Source organism: Lysobacter antibioticus HS124 (assembly GCF_000336385.2).
In the GTDB taxonomy this organism is placed as follows: Bacteria; Pseudomonadota; Gammaproteobacteria; order Xanthomonadales; family Xanthomonadaceae; genus Lysobacter; species Lysobacter firmicutimachus.
Map to the genome: position 1 here is coordinate 41,335 of NZ_HG424530.1, position 18,805 is coordinate 60,139.

At 69.2% G+C, this 18,805-nt stretch carries 20 protein-coding genes; 17 read left to right on the forward strand and 3 right to left on the reverse strand.

Going from position 1 to position 18,805, the window contains the following annotated elements:
- Window positions 1–86: 86 nt before the first annotated feature.
- The gene (locus tag TX83_RS15715) at window positions 87–629 is read left to right on the forward strand and encodes a GNAT family N-acetyltransferase (protein WP_064748915.1); all 543 of its coding nucleotides are present in this window, start codon (window positions 87–89) and stop codon (window positions 627–629) included.
- Between the two features lie 219 nt (window positions 630–848).
- On the opposite strand, the gene TX83_RS15720 is transcribed toward TX83_RS15715, so the two are convergent.
- The 3 genes from TX83_RS15720 to TX83_RS15730 all read right to left on the reverse strand — a co-directional run bounded on the left by TX83_RS15720 (window position 849) and on the right by TX83_RS15730 (window position 4,280).
- Window positions 849–1,367, reverse strand: a complete 519-nt coding sequence (locus TX83_RS15720) for a hypothetical protein (RefSeq protein ID WP_141233524.1) — start codon at window positions 1,365–1,367, stop codon at window positions 849–851.
- Complete coding sequence (locus TX83_RS15725; protein WP_064748917.1) at window positions 1,351–2,547, reverse strand: LamG domain-containing protein; 1,197 nt, start codon at window positions 2,545–2,547, stop codon at window positions 1,351–1,353. Before TX83_RS15725 ends, TX83_RS15720 begins: the two co-directional genes overlap by 17 nt.
- A 236-nt stretch (window positions 2,548–2,783) precedes the next feature.
- Window positions 2,784–4,280, reverse strand: a complete 1,497-nt coding sequence (locus TX83_RS15730) for a DUF4832 domain-containing protein (RefSeq protein WP_064748918.1) — start codon at window positions 4,278–4,280, stop codon at window positions 2,784–2,786.
- A 225-nt stretch (window positions 4,281–4,505) separates the two neighbouring features.
- Between TX83_RS15730 and TX83_RS15735 the strand changes: the two genes are divergently transcribed.
- The 16 genes from TX83_RS15735 (at window position 4,506) to queE (ending at window position 18,480) form a co-directional block, all read left to right on the forward strand.
- Entirely contained in the window at window positions 4,506–5,159 is a 654-nt protein-coding gene (locus TX83_RS15735; protein WP_064748919.1) for an esterase/lipase family protein, read from the forward strand.
- A gap of 90 nt (window positions 5,160–5,249) precedes the next feature.
- Window positions 5,250–5,981 carry a YebC/PmpR family DNA-binding transcriptional regulator gene (locus TX83_RS15740; RefSeq protein WP_064748920.1) on the forward strand — a complete coding sequence of 244 codons (732 nt, stop codon included), beginning with the start codon at window positions 5,250–5,252 and terminating at the stop codon, window positions 5,979–5,981.
- A gap of 90 nt (window positions 5,982–6,071) precedes the next feature.
- Complete coding sequence (gene ruvC, locus TX83_RS15745; protein ID WP_064748921.1) at window positions 6,072–6,635, forward strand: crossover junction endodeoxyribonuclease RuvC; 564 nt, start codon at window positions 6,072–6,074, stop codon at window positions 6,633–6,635.
- Window positions 6,636–6,815: 180 nt separating this feature from the next.
- Window positions 6,816–7,409: a Holliday junction branch migration protein RuvA gene (gene ruvA / locus TX83_RS15750; RefSeq protein WP_064748922.1), complete on the forward strand. Its 594-nt coding sequence runs from the start codon at window positions 6,816–6,818 to the stop codon at window positions 7,407–7,409.
- A 31-nt stretch (window positions 7,410–7,440) separates the two neighbouring features.
- Window positions 7,441–9,378, forward strand: coding sequence for a potassium transporter Kup (locus tag TX83_RS15755; RefSeq protein ID WP_075575197.1), 1,938 nt, complete (start codon window positions 7,441–7,443; stop codon window positions 9,376–9,378).
- Between the two features lie 300 nt (window positions 9,379–9,678).
- Window positions 9,679–10,128 (forward strand): cupin domain-containing protein, encoded by a 450-nt coding sequence (locus TX83_RS15760; protein ID WP_064748923.1) that lies wholly within the window; start codon window positions 9,679–9,681, stop codon window positions 10,126–10,128.
- 337 nt (window positions 10,129–10,465) lie between these two features.
- Window positions 10,466–11,500, forward strand: coding sequence for a Holliday junction branch migration DNA helicase RuvB (ruvB, locus tag TX83_RS15765; RefSeq protein ID WP_064748924.1), 1,035 nt, complete (start codon window positions 10,466–10,468; stop codon window positions 11,498–11,500).
- A 29-nt stretch (window positions 11,501–11,529) separates the two neighbouring features.
- On the forward strand, window positions 11,530–11,988 hold the full coding sequence (ybgC, locus tag TX83_RS15770) for a tol-pal system-associated acyl-CoA thioesterase (RefSeq protein WP_064748925.1): 459 nt from the start codon (window positions 11,530–11,532) through the stop codon (window positions 11,986–11,988).
- 100 nt (window positions 11,989–12,088) lie between these two features.
- Window positions 12,089–12,871 (forward strand): protein TolQ, encoded by a 783-nt coding sequence (tolQ, locus tag TX83_RS15775; protein WP_064748926.1) that lies wholly within the window; start codon window positions 12,089–12,091, stop codon window positions 12,869–12,871.
- 76 nt (window positions 12,872–12,947) lie between these two features.
- The gene (gene tolR / locus TX83_RS15780) at window positions 12,948–13,397 is read left to right on the forward strand and encodes a protein TolR (protein WP_064748927.1); all 450 of its coding nucleotides are present in this window, start codon (window positions 12,948–12,950) and stop codon (window positions 13,395–13,397) included.
- A complete protein-coding gene (gene tolA, locus TX83_RS15785; RefSeq protein ID WP_064748928.1) occupies window positions 13,394–14,356 on the forward strand; it encodes a cell envelope integrity protein TolA in 963 nt (320 codons plus the stop codon). The genes tolR and tolA overlap by 4 nt, the downstream gene beginning before the upstream one ends.
- Window positions 14,357–14,836, forward strand: coding sequence for a hypothetical protein (locus tag TX83_RS15790; protein WP_064748929.1), 480 nt, complete (start codon window positions 14,357–14,359; stop codon window positions 14,834–14,836). It abuts the gene before it with no gap.
- Window positions 14,837–15,017: 181 nt separating this feature from the next.
- The gene (gene tolB, locus TX83_RS15795) at window positions 15,018–16,337 is read left to right on the forward strand and encodes a Tol-Pal system beta propeller repeat protein TolB (protein ID WP_064748930.1); all 1,320 of its coding nucleotides are present in this window, start codon (window positions 15,018–15,020) and stop codon (window positions 16,335–16,337) included.
- Between the two features lie 91 nt (window positions 16,338–16,428).
- A complete protein-coding gene (gene pal / locus TX83_RS15800; RefSeq protein ID WP_064748931.1) occupies window positions 16,429–16,950 on the forward strand; it encodes a peptidoglycan-associated lipoprotein Pal in 522 nt (173 codons plus the stop codon).
- A 43-nt stretch (window positions 16,951–16,993) separates the two neighbouring features.
- On the forward strand, window positions 16,994–17,791 hold the full coding sequence (gene ybgF, locus TX83_RS15805; protein ID WP_064748932.1) for a tol-pal system protein YbgF: 798 nt from the start codon (window positions 16,994–16,996) through the stop codon (window positions 17,789–17,791).
- Between the two features lie 8 nt (window positions 17,792–17,799).
- On the forward strand, window positions 17,800–18,480 hold the full coding sequence (gene queE, locus TX83_RS15810; protein WP_064748933.1) for a 7-carboxy-7-deazaguanine synthase QueE: 681 nt from the start codon (window positions 17,800–17,802) through the stop codon (window positions 18,478–18,480).
- Window positions 18,481–18,805 lie beyond the last annotated feature (325 nt).

Here is an 18,805-nt window from a genome sequence, read left to right on the forward strand (position 1 = left end):
TCGGGCCGTACCGCCCGGGCCGATGCGCCGGAGCCGAGGCCCTTTCGCGTTGACTTTCCAGCGAACCGCATCGAACGACCGCGCACATGAACGCCAACGTCCAGCCCGACCGCTTCAGCATCCGCCAAGCCACGCCTGCCGATACCGCGGTCCTGGCCGATATTTCCGCGCGCAGCTTCGTCGAGACTTTCGGCGATTCGTATCCGCCCGACGATCTGGAGCGGTTTCTCGCCCAGACGTATTCGCACGCGGCGATCGGTGCCTTGTTGGCCGACCCGCATTGCGCCGCCTGGCTGCTCGAACGCGACGGCGTCGCGGTCGGCCATGCTCTGGCCGGTCCTGCCGGGTTGCCGCATGCGCAGATCGCGCCGGGCGACGGCGAACTCAAGCGGCTGTACGTGCTGCGCGAGGCCCAGAACGGCGGTTGGGGCGGGCGTCTGTTCCAGACCGCGCTGGACTGGCTGGAACGCGACGGCCCGCGCACGCTGTGGATCGGCGTTTGGTCGGAGAACTACGGCGCGCAGCGTTTCTACGGCCGACACGGGTTCGAGAAAGTCGGGCATTACGAGTTCGTGGTCGGCGACACCCGCGACCACGAATTCATCCTGTGCCGCAACGCGCGCGGCTGAGCGTCCTCTCCGGGCGCGACGACTGCCCCTGTAGGAGCGGCGTAAGCCGCGACCGCCGCAGCGACGATCGAAAGCGCGGCATCCGACGACCGGATTGTCGGGCTTCCGGGGAGCGCTTACGCACACCGCTTCGGTTGTCGCGGCTCACGCCGCTCCTACAACAGGCCGGTCGCCGCTGCGATGCGGCTCCGCCCGCGAGGGACGGAGCCGTGCGCCCGCTCAGGGCTGGTCGAGCAACACGTCCAGTGTCTTGGCGTCGAGCGCGCCGCGCTTGTGGCCGAGCTTGAGCAGCATCGCCTCCAGGTCGCCGGCCGCGGCCGAGACCCGGGTGGTCGCGGTGGCGGCCTTGAAAGCGCTGGCCGGCGCGGTGTCGATGCGGACCTCGCGGCCCTTGATCGTCAGCGGCTGCGGCGAGGCCTTCGCCGCCGGGCCACCGACGTGCTCGATCAGGATGCCGTTGTAGCCCAGCACCGGTTCGGCTGCGGCGCCCGACTTGGCCGGCGCGGCCAGGGCGTCGGCGAGGCGGCTTTCGATCGCGCGCAGCGAGGCCGGGTCGGTGACGGTCAGTTCCGGGTTCGGCCGGCCCGAATACACCAGGTAGGTGATGCGCAGGCCGGGGGCCTCGGCGGCGCCGGCCAGGGCCGGAGCGGCGAGCAGCAACAGCGACGCGCACAGGGTCTTGAGCTTGGACATGGTCGGGGTTCCTCCGTGAGCCTGGGATTCAGTTGACTTGCTCATGGCCGGAGCCCTCGATGCTGTCGGACCAGACCCGGTAGAAGCCGCAGAAATCCGAGTACGGGCCGCGGTTGGCGTTGCGCGGGTCGAGGATCTCGTTGCCCGAGTTGTCTCGGTTGGTGGCCGCGGTGCCGCCGGGCTTGTGGGTCCACTTGCCGTTCGCGTCGCGACGATACCAGTGGTAGTCGTAGCCCGGCGCGACGACCAGGGCGGCGATGTTCTTGTGGCTGAGGTCGTTGATCTGGGTCGCGGCGACCGGCTCCAGGCCGTCGCGGTTGGCCGCGGCGACCACCGCCGCGCAGCTCAGCGAGGTGTACATCGCGCCGGCGGCGCGGCCGGGCTGGGCGAAGGTGTTGGTGGCCTTGTTGTTGGCGTAGTTGTAGCAGTTGTTGTTGCGCTGGCGGGTGCTGCCGTCGTTCCAGTAGGTCGGCTGGAACACGGTGCGTCCCGGCGCCATGATCTCGCCGATGCCGCCGGCGGTGTCGGGGATCAGGCTGCGGTTGTAGACCAGCACCTCGTCGATGCGGTCGCCGAAACGGTAGGAGGCGATGTCCTTGTGCCCGCCGATCAGGAACGGCCGGTCGAAGTTGTCGATGTTGTCCAGCCGCGGCGTCTGCTGGTCGGTGGTGCGGTAGCCGTCGATGTAGAACGAGATCGTCGCCGGCGAGGTGCTGCGGTTGACCGCGACCGCGACGTGGTGCCAGCGGTTCGGGCTCAGCACGCGGCTGCCGTTGGAGACGTAATTGTCCCAGGTGGTGCCGTTGTTGAGCTGCAACAGCAGGTGCTGGCCGTTGTAGACGGTGAACGAGTAGCCGCGGCCGGCATCGCTGGCGCGGTTGTCGATGATGGTCTTGACCGACGACGAGGACGGGTTGGCCATGCGCACCCAGGCGGCGAGGGTGAAGCTGCCGGTGCCGAAATTCAGATTGGACGAATTGGGCACCTGCACGTACTTGCCGCCGGTGAAATCGCCGGCGGTGTTGAGCCAGCCCCAGGACGAGGCCGTGCCGCCGATCAGCGTGCCGTTGCGGCCGTAGCCGCTGGTGTCGAATGCGGTGGTGCCGGACAGGTCCAGATGCCATTCCCCGACCAGTCCCTGCGTGACCCGCGGCGGCGCGGCGTGCACGGCGAAGCAGGGCGCGAGGGCCAGGCCCAGCGCCAGAAACCATGACGATCGATTCATACCGACTCCCTGGTGATGCCCGATGCGGGCGTCGGCAATCTAGGCGGGGGCCGGGGCGCGGACCGTGACTGTGGGCGCGCTTCGCGGGCGGCGGCCGCGGCGCGAGGGCGGCGGCGTGCGCATGTGTGAGCGGTTCGGGTTTCGTAGCGGAACCGCCGTGTGAATGTGCTTCATGAAGCCAGGCCCGATGAACGGGCGGACCGGCGCGCGACCACCGCCACGCCGGTCCGCCGCGGTCACCGACGGGCCGTCGTCGCGACGGTCACCGTCCCCAAGACCAGGCGGCCGCTGCTGTCGCGGCCGACGTTCTGCGGCGCGATGCCGGGGCGGCCGGGCCAACTGTCGGCGATCGCCAGGCGCAGCGAATAGCTGCCCGGCGCCAGCGTCGCCGGCACCTGCGCGCTGGCGTCGGCCAGCGCGGCCGGCGCGCCCGGCAGCAGGGCGTTGAGCGGATAGTCGAAGCCGGCCTTGGCGCGCGTCGCGCCGGCGCCGTCGACCCAGTGCAGTTCGGTGTTGTAGACGTGGTACAGCGGCGCCGAGCCGGTGTTCTCGATGCCGAGCTTGAGCGCCACGCTCGCACCCGGCTGCATGGCGTCGGGCCAGACGACCTGGCGCACGGTGAACTCGTAGCCCAGCGCGCGCTTGATGGTGCGCATCTTGGCCGGGAAGCCGGTGCCGGTGTTCTCGTGCTGGCCGGCCGGGCCGAGCCAGCTGAAATGGTAGTCGCGCAGCAGCTTGACGATGTCGGCGGTGCGCGAGGTCCAGGTCTTCTTCTGGTCGGCGTAGGGGCTTTCGCCGCCGATCGGATTGGTCTTCCAGTTCGCGCGCGCGGCGGGCACTTCGTTGCGGTAGCCCCATTCCAGGTTCCACCAGCCGCTGTCGTCGCAGCGCGGCATGCGTGTGGCGAACAAGTTGCACATCGCGGTGAAGGACGGGAAGAAGTCTTCGCTGATGCCGAAATCGGCGCCGCCGATATCGCTGGCGCGGGCATAGCGGGTGTGCACCGGCGTCTGCACGAACGCGCTCGCGTAGGCGTCGCGCACGGCGGCGCGAGTGGTCGCATCGGGCTCCCAGGCCTCGCAGCCGGAGGTGTGCCACTCGCCCCAGAAACCGAGCAGGCCGACGTGCACGGCGGTGATGCGCGGGTCGCCGTCGTAGCGCGCGGCGAAGGCGCGCACGAACTGGCGCAACTGCTCGCGCATCGCCGGCGTGTTGTATTCCGGCGCGCGGCCCGGGCCGTCGCCGCCGCAACTGCTGTAGTCGTGGCCGACGACGTTGTACGGGGCCTGCTCGAGGAACTTGGGATAGTCGCGTTCGAGCTGGCCTTCGGTCCGGTTGTAGTAATGGCTGATGTTGTTGGACACGCCGTCCGGATAGTCGGCGACCGGGCGCAGCACGAAGGTCGCGCTCGGGTTATGCTTCAGGATCGGTTCCAGGTGACGTTTCTCGAATCCCGCCCAGTCGTACTGCTCATCGGCGGTTTCGATTTCCCGCCAGGGGACGTAGATCTGGTACATGGTCGCGCCGTAGTGGTTGTCCGGCAGGCCGCCGTCGGCGCCGACGGTGGTGCCCCAGAGCAGGAATCCGCGATGAGGATTGGACAGGTCGTCGCTGCTTTGCGCTGGACGGAGTTCGCCTGCATGCGAGCGTACTGCTGGAAACACCGTAAGCGCGGCCAGCAAGGCCGAGGCGAGCAGATTGGCGGCGGGCAGGGGCGAGTGCCGCAAAGTCATACGGGACGTCCTGGGGGCAGGGGGAGGTGATGCGCATCCTCGCGGGCGCGGGTACCCGCCGGATCGGAACCCGGTCACATTCCATCTGGGCGTTTGTTTTTATCTGCGTCTTTGCGCCGACCGATCGCGGTTCGCGGTCGCGTGCGGCGGCGTGCGCTGCCGGCGCCGGAGTCGGTGGCTGCGCGCAGGCTTGGTTTCGCGGCGGGCCGCAGCCATAGTCCGGGCATGACAAGAACCGAAGCCGACGCAGAATCTTCAGCACGTCCGCGCGGCCCGCGCCGGGTGCTGTTGTTGCATGGGATCTGGATGCCGGGCCTGTCGATGGCCTGGCTGGGCGCGCGCCTGGCCCGGGCCGGGTTCGAGCCGGAGGTGTTCGCCTACGCCGGCGCCGCCGCCGGTCCCGAGGCGGTGGTGCCGCGCCTGATCGAACGGCTCGGCGCGCCCTGCCATCTGCTCGCCCACAGCCTGGGCGGGCTGATCGCCCTGCGCGCCCTGCGCGAACACCCGCAGCTGCCGGTGCGGCGGGTGGTCTGCCTGGGCTCGCCGCTGTGCGGCAGCGCCGCCGCCGACGGGCTGGCCCGCCATGCCTGGAGCGCCCCGGCGCTGGGCCGAGCCGCCGAGCTGCTGCAGCGCGGCTGCCCGCCCTGGGACGGCGCGGCCCAGGTGGCGGTGATCGCCGGCCGCAGCCCGCGCGGCCTGGGCCAGTTCTTCGGCCGCTTCGAGGGCGACAGCGACGGCACCGTGGCGGTGGCCGAAACCCGTTTGCCGGGCCTGGCTGCGCACGCCGTGATCCCGGCCAGCCACAGCGGGCTGCTGTTCTCGGCCCAGGCCGCGGGGCTGGCCGAGGCGTTTTTCCGTCGCGGCCGCTTCGGCGATTGAAGCGGCGGGCCCGGATCGCGCCGGATCGCCGGCGGGCGGGCGCAATCGAGTAAAATCACCGGTTCGTTCATACAACCGTCCGGTAGCGCCATGGGTAGAGGTCCGTCGATCGAAGCACGCAAGAACGCCGAAGATGCGCGGCGCGGCAAGATCTTCACCAAGATCATCCGCGAAATCAGCGTGGCCGCGCGCCGCGGCGGCGGCGACCCCAACGGCAATCCCGGCCTGCGCAGCGCGGTCGACAAGGCCTTGTCGGCGAACATGTCCAAGGACGTGATCGAGCGTGCGATCAAGAAGGCCACCGGCGCCCTGGAAGGCGTCGACTACGAGGAGATCCGCTACGAGGGCTACGCCCCGGGCGGGGTCGCGGTGATCGTCGACTGCCTGACCGACAACAAGGTCCGCACCGTCGCCGACGTGCGCCACGCCTTCGGCAAGTTCGGCGGCAACCTCGGCACCGACGGCTCGGTGTCCTTCATGTTCGCCAAGCGCGGCGTGCTCTGGTTCGCGGCCGGCGCCGACGAGGAAAAGATCACCGAGGTCGCGATCGAGGCCGGCGCGGACGACATCGTCGTCTACCCGGAAGACGGCTCGATCGACGTGCTGACCGCGCCCGACGCCTTCCCGGCGGTCAAGGCGGCGATGGACGCCGCCGGCCTGGTCGCCGGCCAGGCCGAGGTCACCTTCCGCGCCGACAACAACATCGCCGTCGCCGGCGAGACCGCCCAGCAGGTGGTCAAGCTGCTCAACTGGCTGGAAGACATGGACGACGTGCAGAACGTCTATTCCAACGCGGACCTGGGCGAGGATGCGTATGCCTAGTGCGGGAATGGGGAATGGGGAATGGGGAATCGGTTCAAGCCCGGCGCTCCTGCCTCTGTTCCGCTTCCTGCGCTGCGCGGGCGTCAGCCGATGACGATTCCCGATTCCTCAACCCGCAATCCCGGGACCCGCCGCATCCTGGGCATCGACCCCGGGTCGCAGCGCACCGGCGTGGGCGTGATCGATGTGAGCGCCGACGGGCGCTGCGCCTACGTGCACGCGCGGGCGCTGAAGCTGCTCGACGCGGAGGACTTCCCTTCGCGCCTGGGCCTGCTGTGCGAGGGGCTGGAGGCGGTGCTGGACGAGTTCCGGCCCGATCAGGTCGCGATCGAAACGGTATTCATGGACAAATCGGCGACTTCGGCGCTGAAGCTGGGCCATGCCCGCGGTGCGGCGCTGGCCACGGTGGTGCGCCGGCGCATCCCGATCAGCGAGTACCCGCCGCGGGTCATCAAGCAGTCCCTGGTCGGCCGCGGCGCCGCCGACAAGCAACAGGTCCAGCACATGGTGCGGCTGTTGCTGAACATTCCCGAAGCCAAGCTGCAGGCCGACGCCGCCGATGCGCTTGCGGTCGCCCTGACCCATGCCCACATGAGCGCTACCGCCCAGCGCACCGGCATCGCCACCCATCAGCTGCGCAGGCGCGGCGCCTGAGATGGCCGCCGTCCCTCCTGCCGCCGTTGGCGGCGCAGCGCTCCCGGCGCATCGGGTAGGGAGCCGCACGCGCGGCTGCGTCGTATCGGGTGTCGGCGTGGATACTGCCTCGTTCCTTGCTGTTCCGTTCCCCGGGCATGCCCTGCGTGGCGTGCCGCATAGTCCATTCGGAGCTTCGCCGTGATCGGTCGCCTCAAAGGCATTCTCGTCCACAAGCAACCGCCGTGGCTGGTGGTCGATGTCCACGGCGTCGGCTACGAGCTGGAAGCGCCGATGAGCACGTTCTACGACCTGCCCGAGCTGGGCCGCGAAGTGGCCTTGTTCACCCATTACGCGCAGAAGGAAGACAGCGTCTCGCTGTACGGCTTCCTGCGCGAGACCGAACGGCGCCTGTTCCGCGACGTGCAGAAGGTCAGCGGCATCGGCGCCAAGATCGCCCTGGCGGTGCTCTCGGGCGTGCCGGTGGAGGAATTCGCCCGCTTGGTCCAGGCCGGCGACGTGACCGCGCTGACCCGGATTCCCGGGATCGGCAAGAAGACCGCCGAGCGTATGGTGGTCGAGCTGCGCGACCGCGCCGCCGACCTGGCCGGCGCCGGCGCCGCGCTCGGCGTCTCCGGCGGCGTGCCGGCCGACCCGCAGAGCGAAGCGGTGGTAGCCCTGCAGCAACTGGGCTACAAGCCGGCCGAGGCCGCGCGCATGGCGCGCGATGCCGTCGCCGCGGGCGACGATGCCGCCGCCATCATCCGCAAAGCGCTAAAGTCCGCGCTGCGCTGAGCCACCTCGGGTCGTCCCCGGAAGCACACGAATGTCCTCCACCGTTCCCAGTTCCCAATCCAAGCACGCGTCCTCCGCCGACGGCGGCCATCACGGCCACCATCCCAAGCAGGGCCTGCCCGGCCTGATCGTGGGCGCGATCGGGGTGGTGTTCGGCGACATCGGCACCAGCCCGCTGTACACGCTGAAAGAGGCGTTCTCGCCGCATTTCCACCTGACCAGCAACCACGACACCGTGCTCGGCATCCTGTCGCTGGTGTTCTGGGCGCTGATGATCGTGGTGACGCTGAAGTACGTCACCATCATCATGCGCGCCGACAACGAGGGCGAAGGCGGGATCATGGCGCTGATGACCCTGGCCCAGCGCACGTTGGCCAAGGGTGGGCGCTCGGCGTACGTGGTCGGCATCCTCGGCATCTTCGGCGCCTCGCTGTTCTTCGGCGACAGCGTCATCACCCCGGCGATCTCGGTGCTCGGCGCGGTCGAGGGCCTGGAGGTCGCCGCGCCCGGCCTGCACCGCTTCATCGTGCCGATCACCGTGGTCATCCTGGTCATGGTGTTCCTGGCCCAGCGCTTCGGCACCGAGAAGGTCGGCAAGGTGTTCGGACCGATCACCATGATCTGGTTCCTGTCGCTGGCGGCGATCGGCGTCTACAACATCGTCCAGGAACCCGAAGTGCTGAAGGCGCTGAACCCGTGGTGGGGCATGCGCTTCTTCATGGAGCACGGCGCGCAGTCGGTGCTGATCCTCGGCGTGGTGGTGCTGGCGGTGACCGGCGGCGAGGCGCTGTACGCCGACATGGGCCACTTCGGCGCCAAGCCGATCCGCTGGGCCTGGTACATCATGGTCCTGCCGAGCCTGATGCTGAACTACCTCGGCCAGGGCGCGTTCGTGCTGCAGCACCCGCGCGCGGTGGTCAACCCGTTCTTCGAGGCGGTGCCGTCCTGGGCCCTGTATCCGATGATCGTGCTGGCGACGATGGCCGCGGTGATCGCCTCGCAGGCGGTCATCACCGGCGCCTACTCGGTCGCCCGCCAGGCCATGCAGCTGGGCTACATCCCGCGCATGCAGATCAAGCACACCTCCAGCAGCACCATCGGCCAGATCTACGTGCCCTACATCAACTGGATCCTGGCGATCGCGGTGATCGCCGTGGTCCTGGCGTTCCGCAGCTCGACCGCGCTGGCGTCCGCCTACGGCATCTCGGTGTCGGCGACGATGCTGATCGACACCCTGCTGCTGGCCCTGGTGGCGCGCGCGCTGTGGCCGCGCTGGCGCAAGTGGGTGCTGCCGCTGTGCGTGGTGTTCTTCGTGGTCGACGTCGGCTTCGTCATCGCCAACGGCGCCAAGTTCTTCCAGGGCGCCTGGTTCCCGCTGGTGTTGGGCCTGGTGGTGTTCACCCTGTTGCGCACCTGGCGCCGCGGCCGCGAGCTGCTGCACGAGGAAGTGCGCAAGGAAGGCATCCAGCTCGACAGCTTCCTGCCCGGCCTGATGCTGGCGCCGCCGGTGCGGGTGCCGGGCACGGCCATTTTCATGACCGCCGACAAGGGCGTGGTGCCGCACGCGCTGCTGCACAACCTCAAGCACAACAAAGTGCTGCACGAGCGCAATGTGTTCCTGACCGTGGAAACCCTGGGCGTGCCCTACGCGCCGAAGGAGAAGCGGCTCAAGATCGAGGCGATCGGCAACGACTTCTATCGGGTGCTGATCCGCTTCGGCTTCATGGAAGTGCCCGACGTGCCGCTGGCGCTGATGCGCTCCTGCGACGCCGGCGGAATCTACTTCGACCCGATGGACACCACCTATTTCGCCAGCCGCGAGACCGTGGTCGCCAGCCGCCACCGCGGCATGCCGATCTGGCGCGACCGCCTGTTCGCCTTCATGCACCGCAACGCGGCCCCGGCGACCGGCTTCTTCCGCATCCCGGGCAACCGCCTGGTGGAGCTGGGCGCGCAGGTGGAGATCTAAGCGCGCTGTGCGCTTAGATCTCGGGATTGGGGATTGGCAAAAGCGAAGGCGGCGACTTCGCTTGCTGGGTTTCGATTCGAATCCGTGACAAACAGCTGCGAAGGCGCTCCGCAGGCTCAGCCACGACGCCAGGCTTGGCCAATCCCGAATCCCCAATCCCCGCCCCACAGCAATAGCCCCGCAGGCAACACAGCGGTGTGTGAGGCGCGCCGAAAAGCATCGTTGCAGCGGCGGCGGATTCCGCGGTGGGGCGCGCGCGCCTAGCCTCGTCGGCACTTTCCCGACGACGAGGTGTTCGCGATGTCCCAGCCCCGCGCTTTCGTGATCCAGCAACAAGACGCCGAAACTCTGTGCGGCAACGGTTCGCAACTGTGGCTGCTGGCCGACGCCAGCGACTGCTGCGGCGCGCTCGGAACCAACCGCCTGCGCCTGGAGCCGGGCTCGGCCGGGGCGCGGCCGCACCTGCACAAACGTTCCAGCGAAGCCTTCTACGTGCTCGACGGCGCCCTGGACATGATCGTCGACGGCGAGCCGGTGCGGGTGGAGCAGGGCGGCTACGCGGTGATCCCCGCCGGCGTGGTGCATTCCTTCGCCGCCGGCCCCGATCGGGTCGCCGACGTGTTGGTGACCCTGACCCCGGGCGTGGACCGCTTCGACTACTTCCGCGCCTTGCCGGCGATCCTGCGCGGCGAAGTCGACGCCGAGTCCCTGGCCGAGATGCACGAACGCTACGACGTGCATTTCGTTTGAGCGCCGCCCCGCCGCACGTCTTTCGTTCAAGCGGGCCCGGCGGCCGAGCGAGCGTCTGCCTTTGCGGCTTCCCCTTCGAGAAGGGCGGGGGGATTGGCTTCTGCGGTTTCGCACCAGTCAAAAGCAAATCCCCCGCGCCGCTTGTCGGGTCGGACTTCGCACCCCTTCGGGCGCCGGGTAGTGCACTCGTTTCTCCAGGTCCGAGTCCCGCGCATGCCGGGTCCCGGCAGTCACGGTTCTGCAACGCGGGCCGCCTGACGAAGTGAAGTCAGGCCCCGACGCCCGCCGATACTTCCCGCCCCTGCGCCCGCACCCCGTCCCATGCGAACATAGCCGCATGAACGATCGCATCATCGCCGCCGGCGCCACCCGCGAAGACGACGCCATCGAGGCCTCGATCCGGCCCAAGCGCCTGGACGAGTACCTCGGCCAGCAGCCGGTGCGCGAGCAGCTGAAGATCTACATCGAAGCCGCCAAGCACCGCGGCGAGGCGCTCGACCACGTGCTGATCTTCGGCCCGCCGGGCCTGGGCAAGACCACCCTCAGCCACGTCATCGCCAACGAGCTCGGGGTCAACCTGCGCCAGACCTCCGGCCCGGTGATCGAGAAGGCCGGCGACCTGGCCGCGCTGCTGACCAACCTGCAGCCGCACGACGTGCTGTTCGTCGACGAGATCCATCGTCTTTCGCCGGTCGTGGAGGAAGTGCTGTACCCGGCGATGGAGGACTACCAGATCGACATCATGATCGGCGAGGGCCCCGCGGCGCGCTCGATCAAGCTCGACCTGCCGCCGTTCACCCTGATCGGCGCGACCACCCGCGCCGGCCTGCTGACCGCGCCGCTGCGCGACCGTTTCGGCATCGTCCAGCGCCTGGAGTTCTACAACGCCGAGGAACTGACCCGGATCGTGCGCCGCTCGGCGCAGATCCTCGGCATCGCCTGCGAGCCGGAGGGCGCGGCCGAGATCGCCAAGCGCTCGCGCGGCACCCCGCGCATCGCCAACCGCCTGCTGCGCCGGGTCCGCGACTACGCCCAGGTCCGCGCCGGCGGGATGATCGACCGCGCCACCGCCGATGCGGCGATGGCCATGCTCAAGGTCGACCCGGAGGGCTTCGACGAGCTCGACCGGCGCCTGCTCAAGACCATCATCGAGGCCTTCGACGGCGGCCCGGTCGGGGTCGAGTCCCTGGCCGCGGCGCTGAGCGAGGAGCGCGGCACCCTGGAAGACGTGATCGAGCCCTATCTGATCCAGCAGGGCTATCTGGTCCGCACCGCCCGCGGCCGCATGGCCACCCCGCGCGCGTATCGCCATATCGGCCTGGACCCCAGGGAATCGAAAATCGGGAATGGAGAATCGGGCGAGCTGTTCTGAGCCCCGTCCCTGCGAACCCGGAAGTCGCCATGCCCCCCGAATCCCCCCTCCCGAATTCCCCCTCCCGCATGTTCAGTTGGCCGACACGCGTCTATTGGGAAGATACCGACGCTGGCGGGCTGGTCTACCACGCCCAATACCTCGCCTTCATGGAGCGCGCGCGCAGCGAGTGGGTGCGTGCGCTGGGGTACGGACAGGACGGGCTGCGCCTGCAGCACGGGCTGTTGTTCGTGGTCGCCGGCATGCAGATCGGCTTCCTCAAGCCGGGCCGGCTCGACGACGCGCTGGAGGTCACGGTGGAACTGCGGCGTTGCCGCCGCGCCAGCCTGATCTTCGCGCAGACCGTGCGGCGCGGCGAGGAAACGCTGATCGAGGCCGAGGTGCGGGTCGCTGCGGTCGACGCGGCCCAGCTGCGCCCGTGCCCGATCCCGCCGGAGCTCTACGCGCAGTTGCAGGCGCAGCAGGCCCCGGACCCGGCCGGCGACTGAAGCCGGCGCCCAGGCACCCTTTTTTGACCGGCGGTACGTTACTCCCCACGCACCGCCCGCCCCGACACAGGCCCGCGTTTCGGGCTATGGAGAACCAAGCATGACGTCATCGCTGTTCGCGCTTCTGGCCACGACCGTGGAAGCCCTGCCGGAGGAAGCCGCCCAGGCCGTGACGCAGGGCGCGGCCGCGGCCGGCAACGCCGCCGCCAGCTTCAATCTGCTGGATCTGGTGATCAAGGCCAGCATCCCGGTGCAGTTCATCATGCTGCTGCTGGTGGTCGCCTCGCTCACGTCCTGGATCATCATCTTCCGCAAGTGGAAGGTGATCCGCCGCGCCAAGGCCGAGGCCGACCAGTTCGAAGAGCGCTTCTGGTCCGGCGCCGAGCTGTCCAAGCTGTACGCCGGCACCACCGAGCGCAGCCGCTCGATCGGCGGCCTGGAGGCGATCTTCGAATCCGGCTTCCGCGAGTTCAACCGCATCCGCCAGCGCCGCGGCGTCGATTCCCGCGCCCAGCTCGAAGGCGCCCAGCGGGCGATGCGCGCGACCGGCTCGCGCGAGCTCGACGGCCTGGAGCACAACCTGGAATTGCTGGCCAACATCGGTTCGACCTCGCCCTACATCGGCCTGGTCGGCACCGTGTTCGGCATCATGGTGACCATGCATTCGCTGGTTTCGGCGTCCAAGCAGGTCGGCATCGCCGACGTCGCGCCGGGCATCTCCGAGGCGCTGCTGGCGACTGCGATGGGCCTGTTCGTGGCGATCCCGGCGGTGTGGGCCTACAACCGCTTCGCCACCGGCGTGGAGCGCCTGGCGGTGCGCTACGACGCGTTCTCCGAAGAGTTCTCCTCGATCCTGCAGCGCCAGGCGCACTTGGACGAGTGATGCGGCGCGAGCCCATCCGCCGCACCCGCCCGCGCCCGCATCGCCGCGGGCGCCGCGCCTAACCGAGGAGTCCGCCATGTCCGGCACCGCCATCCGCCGCCATCGCAAACGCAAGCTCAAGGCCGAGATCAACGTCGTCCCCTACATCGACGTGATGCTCGTGCTGCTGATCATCTTCATGGTCACCGCGCCGCTGCTGACGCTCGGCATCGACGTCGACCTGCCCAATTCCAACCTCAAGTCGATGGACACCAAGACCGACCCGGTCGTGGTCCAGGTCGACGAGAAAGGCAACTTCTTCCTGGCGGTCAAGGCCGGCAGCAACGAGGCGGTCAGCGCCGAAACCCTGAAAACCAAGGTCCGCGCCCTGGTCCAGCAGAACGGCAAGGACAAGCTGCAGGTGTTCGTCGCCGGCGACGGCCGCGCCAACTACCAGCCGATCATGGATGCGATGAACATCCTGAAGGACGCCGGGGTGCAGAAGGTCGGCCTGATGAGCCAGCCGGAGAAGGGCGCCAAGCGATGAGGGAAACCCGCGCCGACACCACCCAAGCGGTGCTGCTGGCCGTGCTGCTGCACGGCCTGCTGGTCGCGGCCATCCTGTTGAGCATGCTGTGGCGGCCGAGCGAGCAGGTATCCGCCGCCGGTTCGCCGCTGTCGTCCGAGCTGACCGAGTTCAGCGATCTTTCCGCGGCGATGCAGCGCACTCTGCGCAATCGCCCCGAGCCGCTGCCGCAGCCCGAGCCGGAACCGGAACCGGAACCGGAAGAGGCCCAGCCGCTGCCGCAACCGGTGCCCGAACCCAAGCCGCAGGACGCGGTCGCGCCGCAGCAGCAGTCGCCGCAGGATTTCATTCCGGTCCCCGACGAGACCACCCAGGAGCAGGTGGTCGACACGCCGACCCCGAACCGCGCCGAAGAACAAAAGGTGCAGGAGGCCAAGGCCAAGCAGGCCCAGGTCGACCTGACCGAGCAGAAACGCCAGCAAGAGGCGCAGCAGAAGCAGCGCCTGGCCGAGCAACAGCAACAGTTGGAGAACCAGAAGAAGCTCGAGGAGATCCGCCGCGAGCGCGCGCGCCTGCAGCGCGAGCAGGACCTCAGCGCGCAGAAGCTGCAGCAGATCGCCGACGCGCGCGCGGCCAAGGCCAGCCAGGCCGCGGCCGCGTCGACCCCGGTCAACAGCGGCAATCAGGGCGTCGACACCGGCCTGGCGGCGCGTTACGCCGCGGCCCTGCAGGCGGCGATCGTGCAGAAATGGACCCGGCCGGATTCGATTCCGGTCGGCGCCGGTTGCCGCTTGAATATCCGCCAGTTGCCGGGCGGCAGCGTAATCGCGGTCGAGGTGGTCGAGCCCTGCGCCTACGACGAACAGGGGCGGCGCTCGATCGAGGCCGCGGTGCTCAAGGCCCAGCCCTTGCCCTACGCCGGCTTCGAGAGCGTGTTCTCGCGCAACCTCAACCTCAATTTCAAGGCCGAGGACCGCTGAGTGGCGGCCTCGGACGGCGAACGCAGCAGACTGCGCGGCCGCGGGCCGCTCGCTGCCGCACTGGCCGCCTGCGCCTGGACCGCGGCCGCCGCCGGTCCGGCCGCGGGCCCCTGCGCCGCCCGTCCCGAGCACTGCACGCCGTACAAGGCTCAGCGCTACGCCGAGGAAATCCAGAACGCGGTGCTGGCGCACTGGCAGCCGCCGACCGGCCTGGGCGCCGATCGGGTCTGCGTGTTTGAACTGCGCCAGCGTCCCGGCGGGCAGGTGAGCGCGGTGACCGCGGCCCAGCCCTGCAGCTTCGATGCGCCGGCGCGGGAGTCCTTCGCCGCCGCCGCGCGCGCTGCCCAGCCGTTGCCCTACCAGGGCTACGAACAGGTGTTCCGCCCGGTGCTGCGACTGGAGATCCGCGGCCCCGACCCCGACGATCCGCCGCGCAGGCGCTGGTGGCAGCGCCTGCGCGAGCGCGGCAAGGATCGCTGAACAGGGCAGGGCGGCGCTTCCGCCCTCTGTTCGTCCCCTCTGTGCCGTGCCGATCGTGACCGTTCGCGGCCGAAACCGCCGCCGTCGCACGATTGACCCCCGGCTTTGAGCCCACGTTCACTCTTCAGCGTTAACAATGCCGAACCTGAACAAATCCCCGTCGAACCTTCACGGAGTGCCGATGAAACGACCTCTGCGCTGGCTGGCTTCGCTGCTGGCTGTCCTGCTTCCCCTCGCGGCCTCGGCCCAACAGCAGGGCCTGGAAATCGACATCGTCGGCGGCAACGCCTCCGCCCTGCCGATCGCCGTGGTGCCGATGCCCTACCAGGGCGGCGCGGCCGCGCCGGGGACCGATATCGCCGAGGTGGTGCGCAACGACCTCAACCGGTCCGGCCAGTTCCGCGGTCTGCCGGTCGAGCAGATGGCGTCCAAGCCGACCCGCGGCAGCGAGATCAGCTATCCGGACTGGCGCGCGCTCAACCAGGACTACATCGTCGTCGGCCGCGTCGCCGACGCCGGCGCCGGCAGCTACCGGGTCGAGTACGAGCTGTTCGACGTGGCCAAGCAGCAGCGCCTGCTCGGTTTCGCCCTGACCGCGCGTTCCAACGCCATGCGCGACGTGGCCCACCAGATCGCCGACGCGGTCTACGAGAAGATCACCGGCGTGCGCGGCGCGTTCTTCACCCGCATTGCCTACGTCACCGCCACCGGCACCGGCCGCGGCAGCAACTACTCGCTGATGGTCGCCGACTCCGACGGCTACAACCCGCAGACCGTGGTCCGCTCGCCGGAACCGCTGCTGTCGCCGTCGTGGAGTCCGGACGGCAGCCGCCTGGCCTATGTCAGCTTCGAGGGCGGCAACTCCTCGATCTACATCCAGAACATCGGCACCGGCAGCCGCGAGCTGATCGCCAAGTACCGCGGCATCAACGGCGCGCCGGCGTTCTCGCCGGACGGCCGCCGCCTGGCCCTGACCCTGTCGCGCAGCGGCAACCCCGAAATCTACGTGATGGACCTGGGCAGCAAGGCCCTGACCCAGCTGACCAACCACTTCGGCATCGACACCGAGCCGACCTGGTCGGCCGACGGCAGCAAGATCTATTTCACCTCCGACCGCGGCGGCAAACCGCAGATCTACCAGGTCGCGGCCAGCGGCGGCGGCGCCACCCGGGTCACCTTCCAGGGCAGCTACAACGCCAGCGCCAGCGTGTCCTTCGACGGCAAGAAGATCGCCACCGCCCAGGGCGCCGGCAACACCTACCGGATCGCGATGATGGACGCCAGCCTGGGCTCGCCGCGCTGGAGCACCCTGTCGCCGGGCTCGCTGGACGAGTCCCCCAGCTTTGCCCCGAACGCCTCCATGATCATTTATGCTGCGCGCGAAGGACGCCGTGGCGTGCTCTATGCCGTTTCCGCCGATGCCCGGGTGCGCCAGCGCCTGGTCCTCGCCGATGGCGATGTGCGCGAACCGGCCTGGGGACCTTACCGCCTGCCGCGCTGACCCGCCGGCTGCGCCGGAACGCCCCGCGCGCGGATCGCGCCACACCCCCGAACGACTCCTGCCCCACAGCTCCATCTGACGAGGAAACCCCATGAACAACACTGCTCGCCTCCTGCTCGCCGCCGTGCTGTGTACCGCGGCCGTCGCTTGCTCGAAGAAGGTCAAGGAAGTTCCGCCGACCGACACCGGTACCGGCCCGTCGACCACCGTGCCCAGCGATACCGGCACGGTCGCTTCCGGCGCCTACGGTCCGAACGATCTGGACACCGACGCCTGCCTGCGCCAGCGCGTGGTGTACTTCGACCTCGACCAGGACGCGCTGAAGCCGGAGTTCCAGAACATCGTCGGCTGCCACGCCAAGTACCTGCGCGACCGTCCGTCCTCGCGCATGACCCTGGAAGGCAACGCCGACGAGCGCGGCAGCCGCGAGTACAACCTCGGCCTCGGCGAGCGCCGCGGCAACGCGGTGTCCTCGGCGATCCAGGCCAACGGCGGCTCGGGCAGCCAGATCACCGTGACCTCCTACGGCGAAGAGCGCCCGGTCTGCACCGAGTCGAACGAAGACTGCTGGGCCAAGAACCGCCGCGTCGAGATCGTCTACACCGCCAAGTAATCGGCGACCGTAGCGTCCACGCAGAACCACGAGGCTCACAGCGATGCGCAAGTTCGCACTAGCCTTGGCGATCGTGGCGGCCTTTTCGGCCGCCACGCCCGCGTTCGCGCAGCGCGCCAGCCTCGCCGACCGCGTCGCGGTCCTCGAGCAGCGCGCCGCCGACAACCAGGCCAATCTCGATCTGCTCAACCAGGTGACCCAGCTCAAGACCGAGCTGCAGTCCCTGCGCGCCCAGGTCGAGGAACTGCAGCAGCTCAACAAGCAGCTGCAGGACACCAGCAAGGCCCAGTACCTGGACACCGACAACCGCCTCAACCGCCTCGAAGGCGGTGCGGGTGCGGCACCGGCGGCCGGGGCCGCGCCGCAGGCCGCCGCTCCGACGCCGCCCCCGGCGGTGAAGGACAGCGCGCCGAGCGTGCACGGCGATCCGGGCCTGCTGGCCCAGAGCGGCGACGAGCGCGGCGCCTACGACACCGCCTTCGGCGCGCTCAAGGCCGGCCAGTACGTCGAGTCCGCGCGCCTGTTCCAGGCCTTTCTCGGCAACTTCCCCAGCGGCGCCTACGCGCCCAATGCGTTGTACTGGCTGGGCGAAAGCTATTACGTGACCCAGAACTACCAGCTCGCGCAGGAGCAGTTCCAGGCCCTGCTCGATCGCTACCCGACCCACGACAAGGCCGCCGGCGCCCTGCTCAAGATCGGCCTGGCCCAGTTCGGCCTGAAACAGGTCGATGCCGCCGAGCGCACGCTCGCCGACGTCGCCGCCCGCTATCCCGGCACCGACGCCGCCCGCACGGCCTCCGATCGCCTCAACGCGATCCAGCTGAGCCGGCTGCGCAACTGAGTCCTACCGTGAACACCGCCGTTACCCCCGAGACGGCCGCCGCGCCGTCCGAGCGCCTGCGGCTGACCGAAATCTTCCTGTCGCTGCAGGGCGAATCCAACAGCATCGGTTGGCCGACCGTGTTCGTGCGCCTGACCGGCTGCCCGCTGCGCTGCCAGTACTGCGACACCGCCTATGCCTTCCACGGCGGCGAGTGGTGGGAGTTCGACGCCATCCTGGCCGAGGTCGCCAAGCACGGCGCCCGCCACGTCTGTGTGACCGGCGGCGAGCCGCTGGCGCAGAAACGCTGCATCGCCCTGCTGGAAAAACTCTGCGACGCCGGCTACGACGTGTCGCTGGAGACCTCCGGCGCGATCGACATCGGCCCGGTCGACGCGCGGGCGTCGCGCGTGCTCGACATCAAGACCCCGGGTTCGGCCGAAGTCCACCGCAACCTGTGGAGCAACCTGCCGCTGCTGACCGCGCGCGATCAAGTCAAGTTCGTGATCTGCAGCCGCGAGGACTACGACTGGTCCAAGGCGGTGGTCGCCGAGCACCGTCTTACCGAAGTCTGCGACGTGCTGTTCTCGCCCAGCTTCACCCAGATCAAGCCCCGCGACCTGGCCGACTGGATCGTCGCCGACCGCCTGCCGGTACGGTTCCAGCTGCAGTTGCACAAGATCCTGTGGAACGACGAGCCGGGGCGCTGAGGGGCTGGGATTCGGGAGTGGGGATTCGGGATTCGCTTTGGGCAGTCCCGTTCCGTTGCCGGAGCGGTAGGTGCGGTTGAGTTGGTTCTCCGACCGAGCGGTTCTGGCTACCTGCAGCGGTCTTGTTCGTCATTCCCGCGCAGGCAGGCTTCGCTTTACTTCGGCGTAGCCGATCCAGAGACTTCAAAGCCATGCCGCGGTAAAGCCCCGGAACCCCGCCTGCGCGGGGACGACGGGCAAAGACGAGCAAAACCAGGGCCGGCGTTTTAGCCTTTTCCCGAATCCCGAATCCCGAATCCCGAATCCCGAATCCCGAATCCCGAAT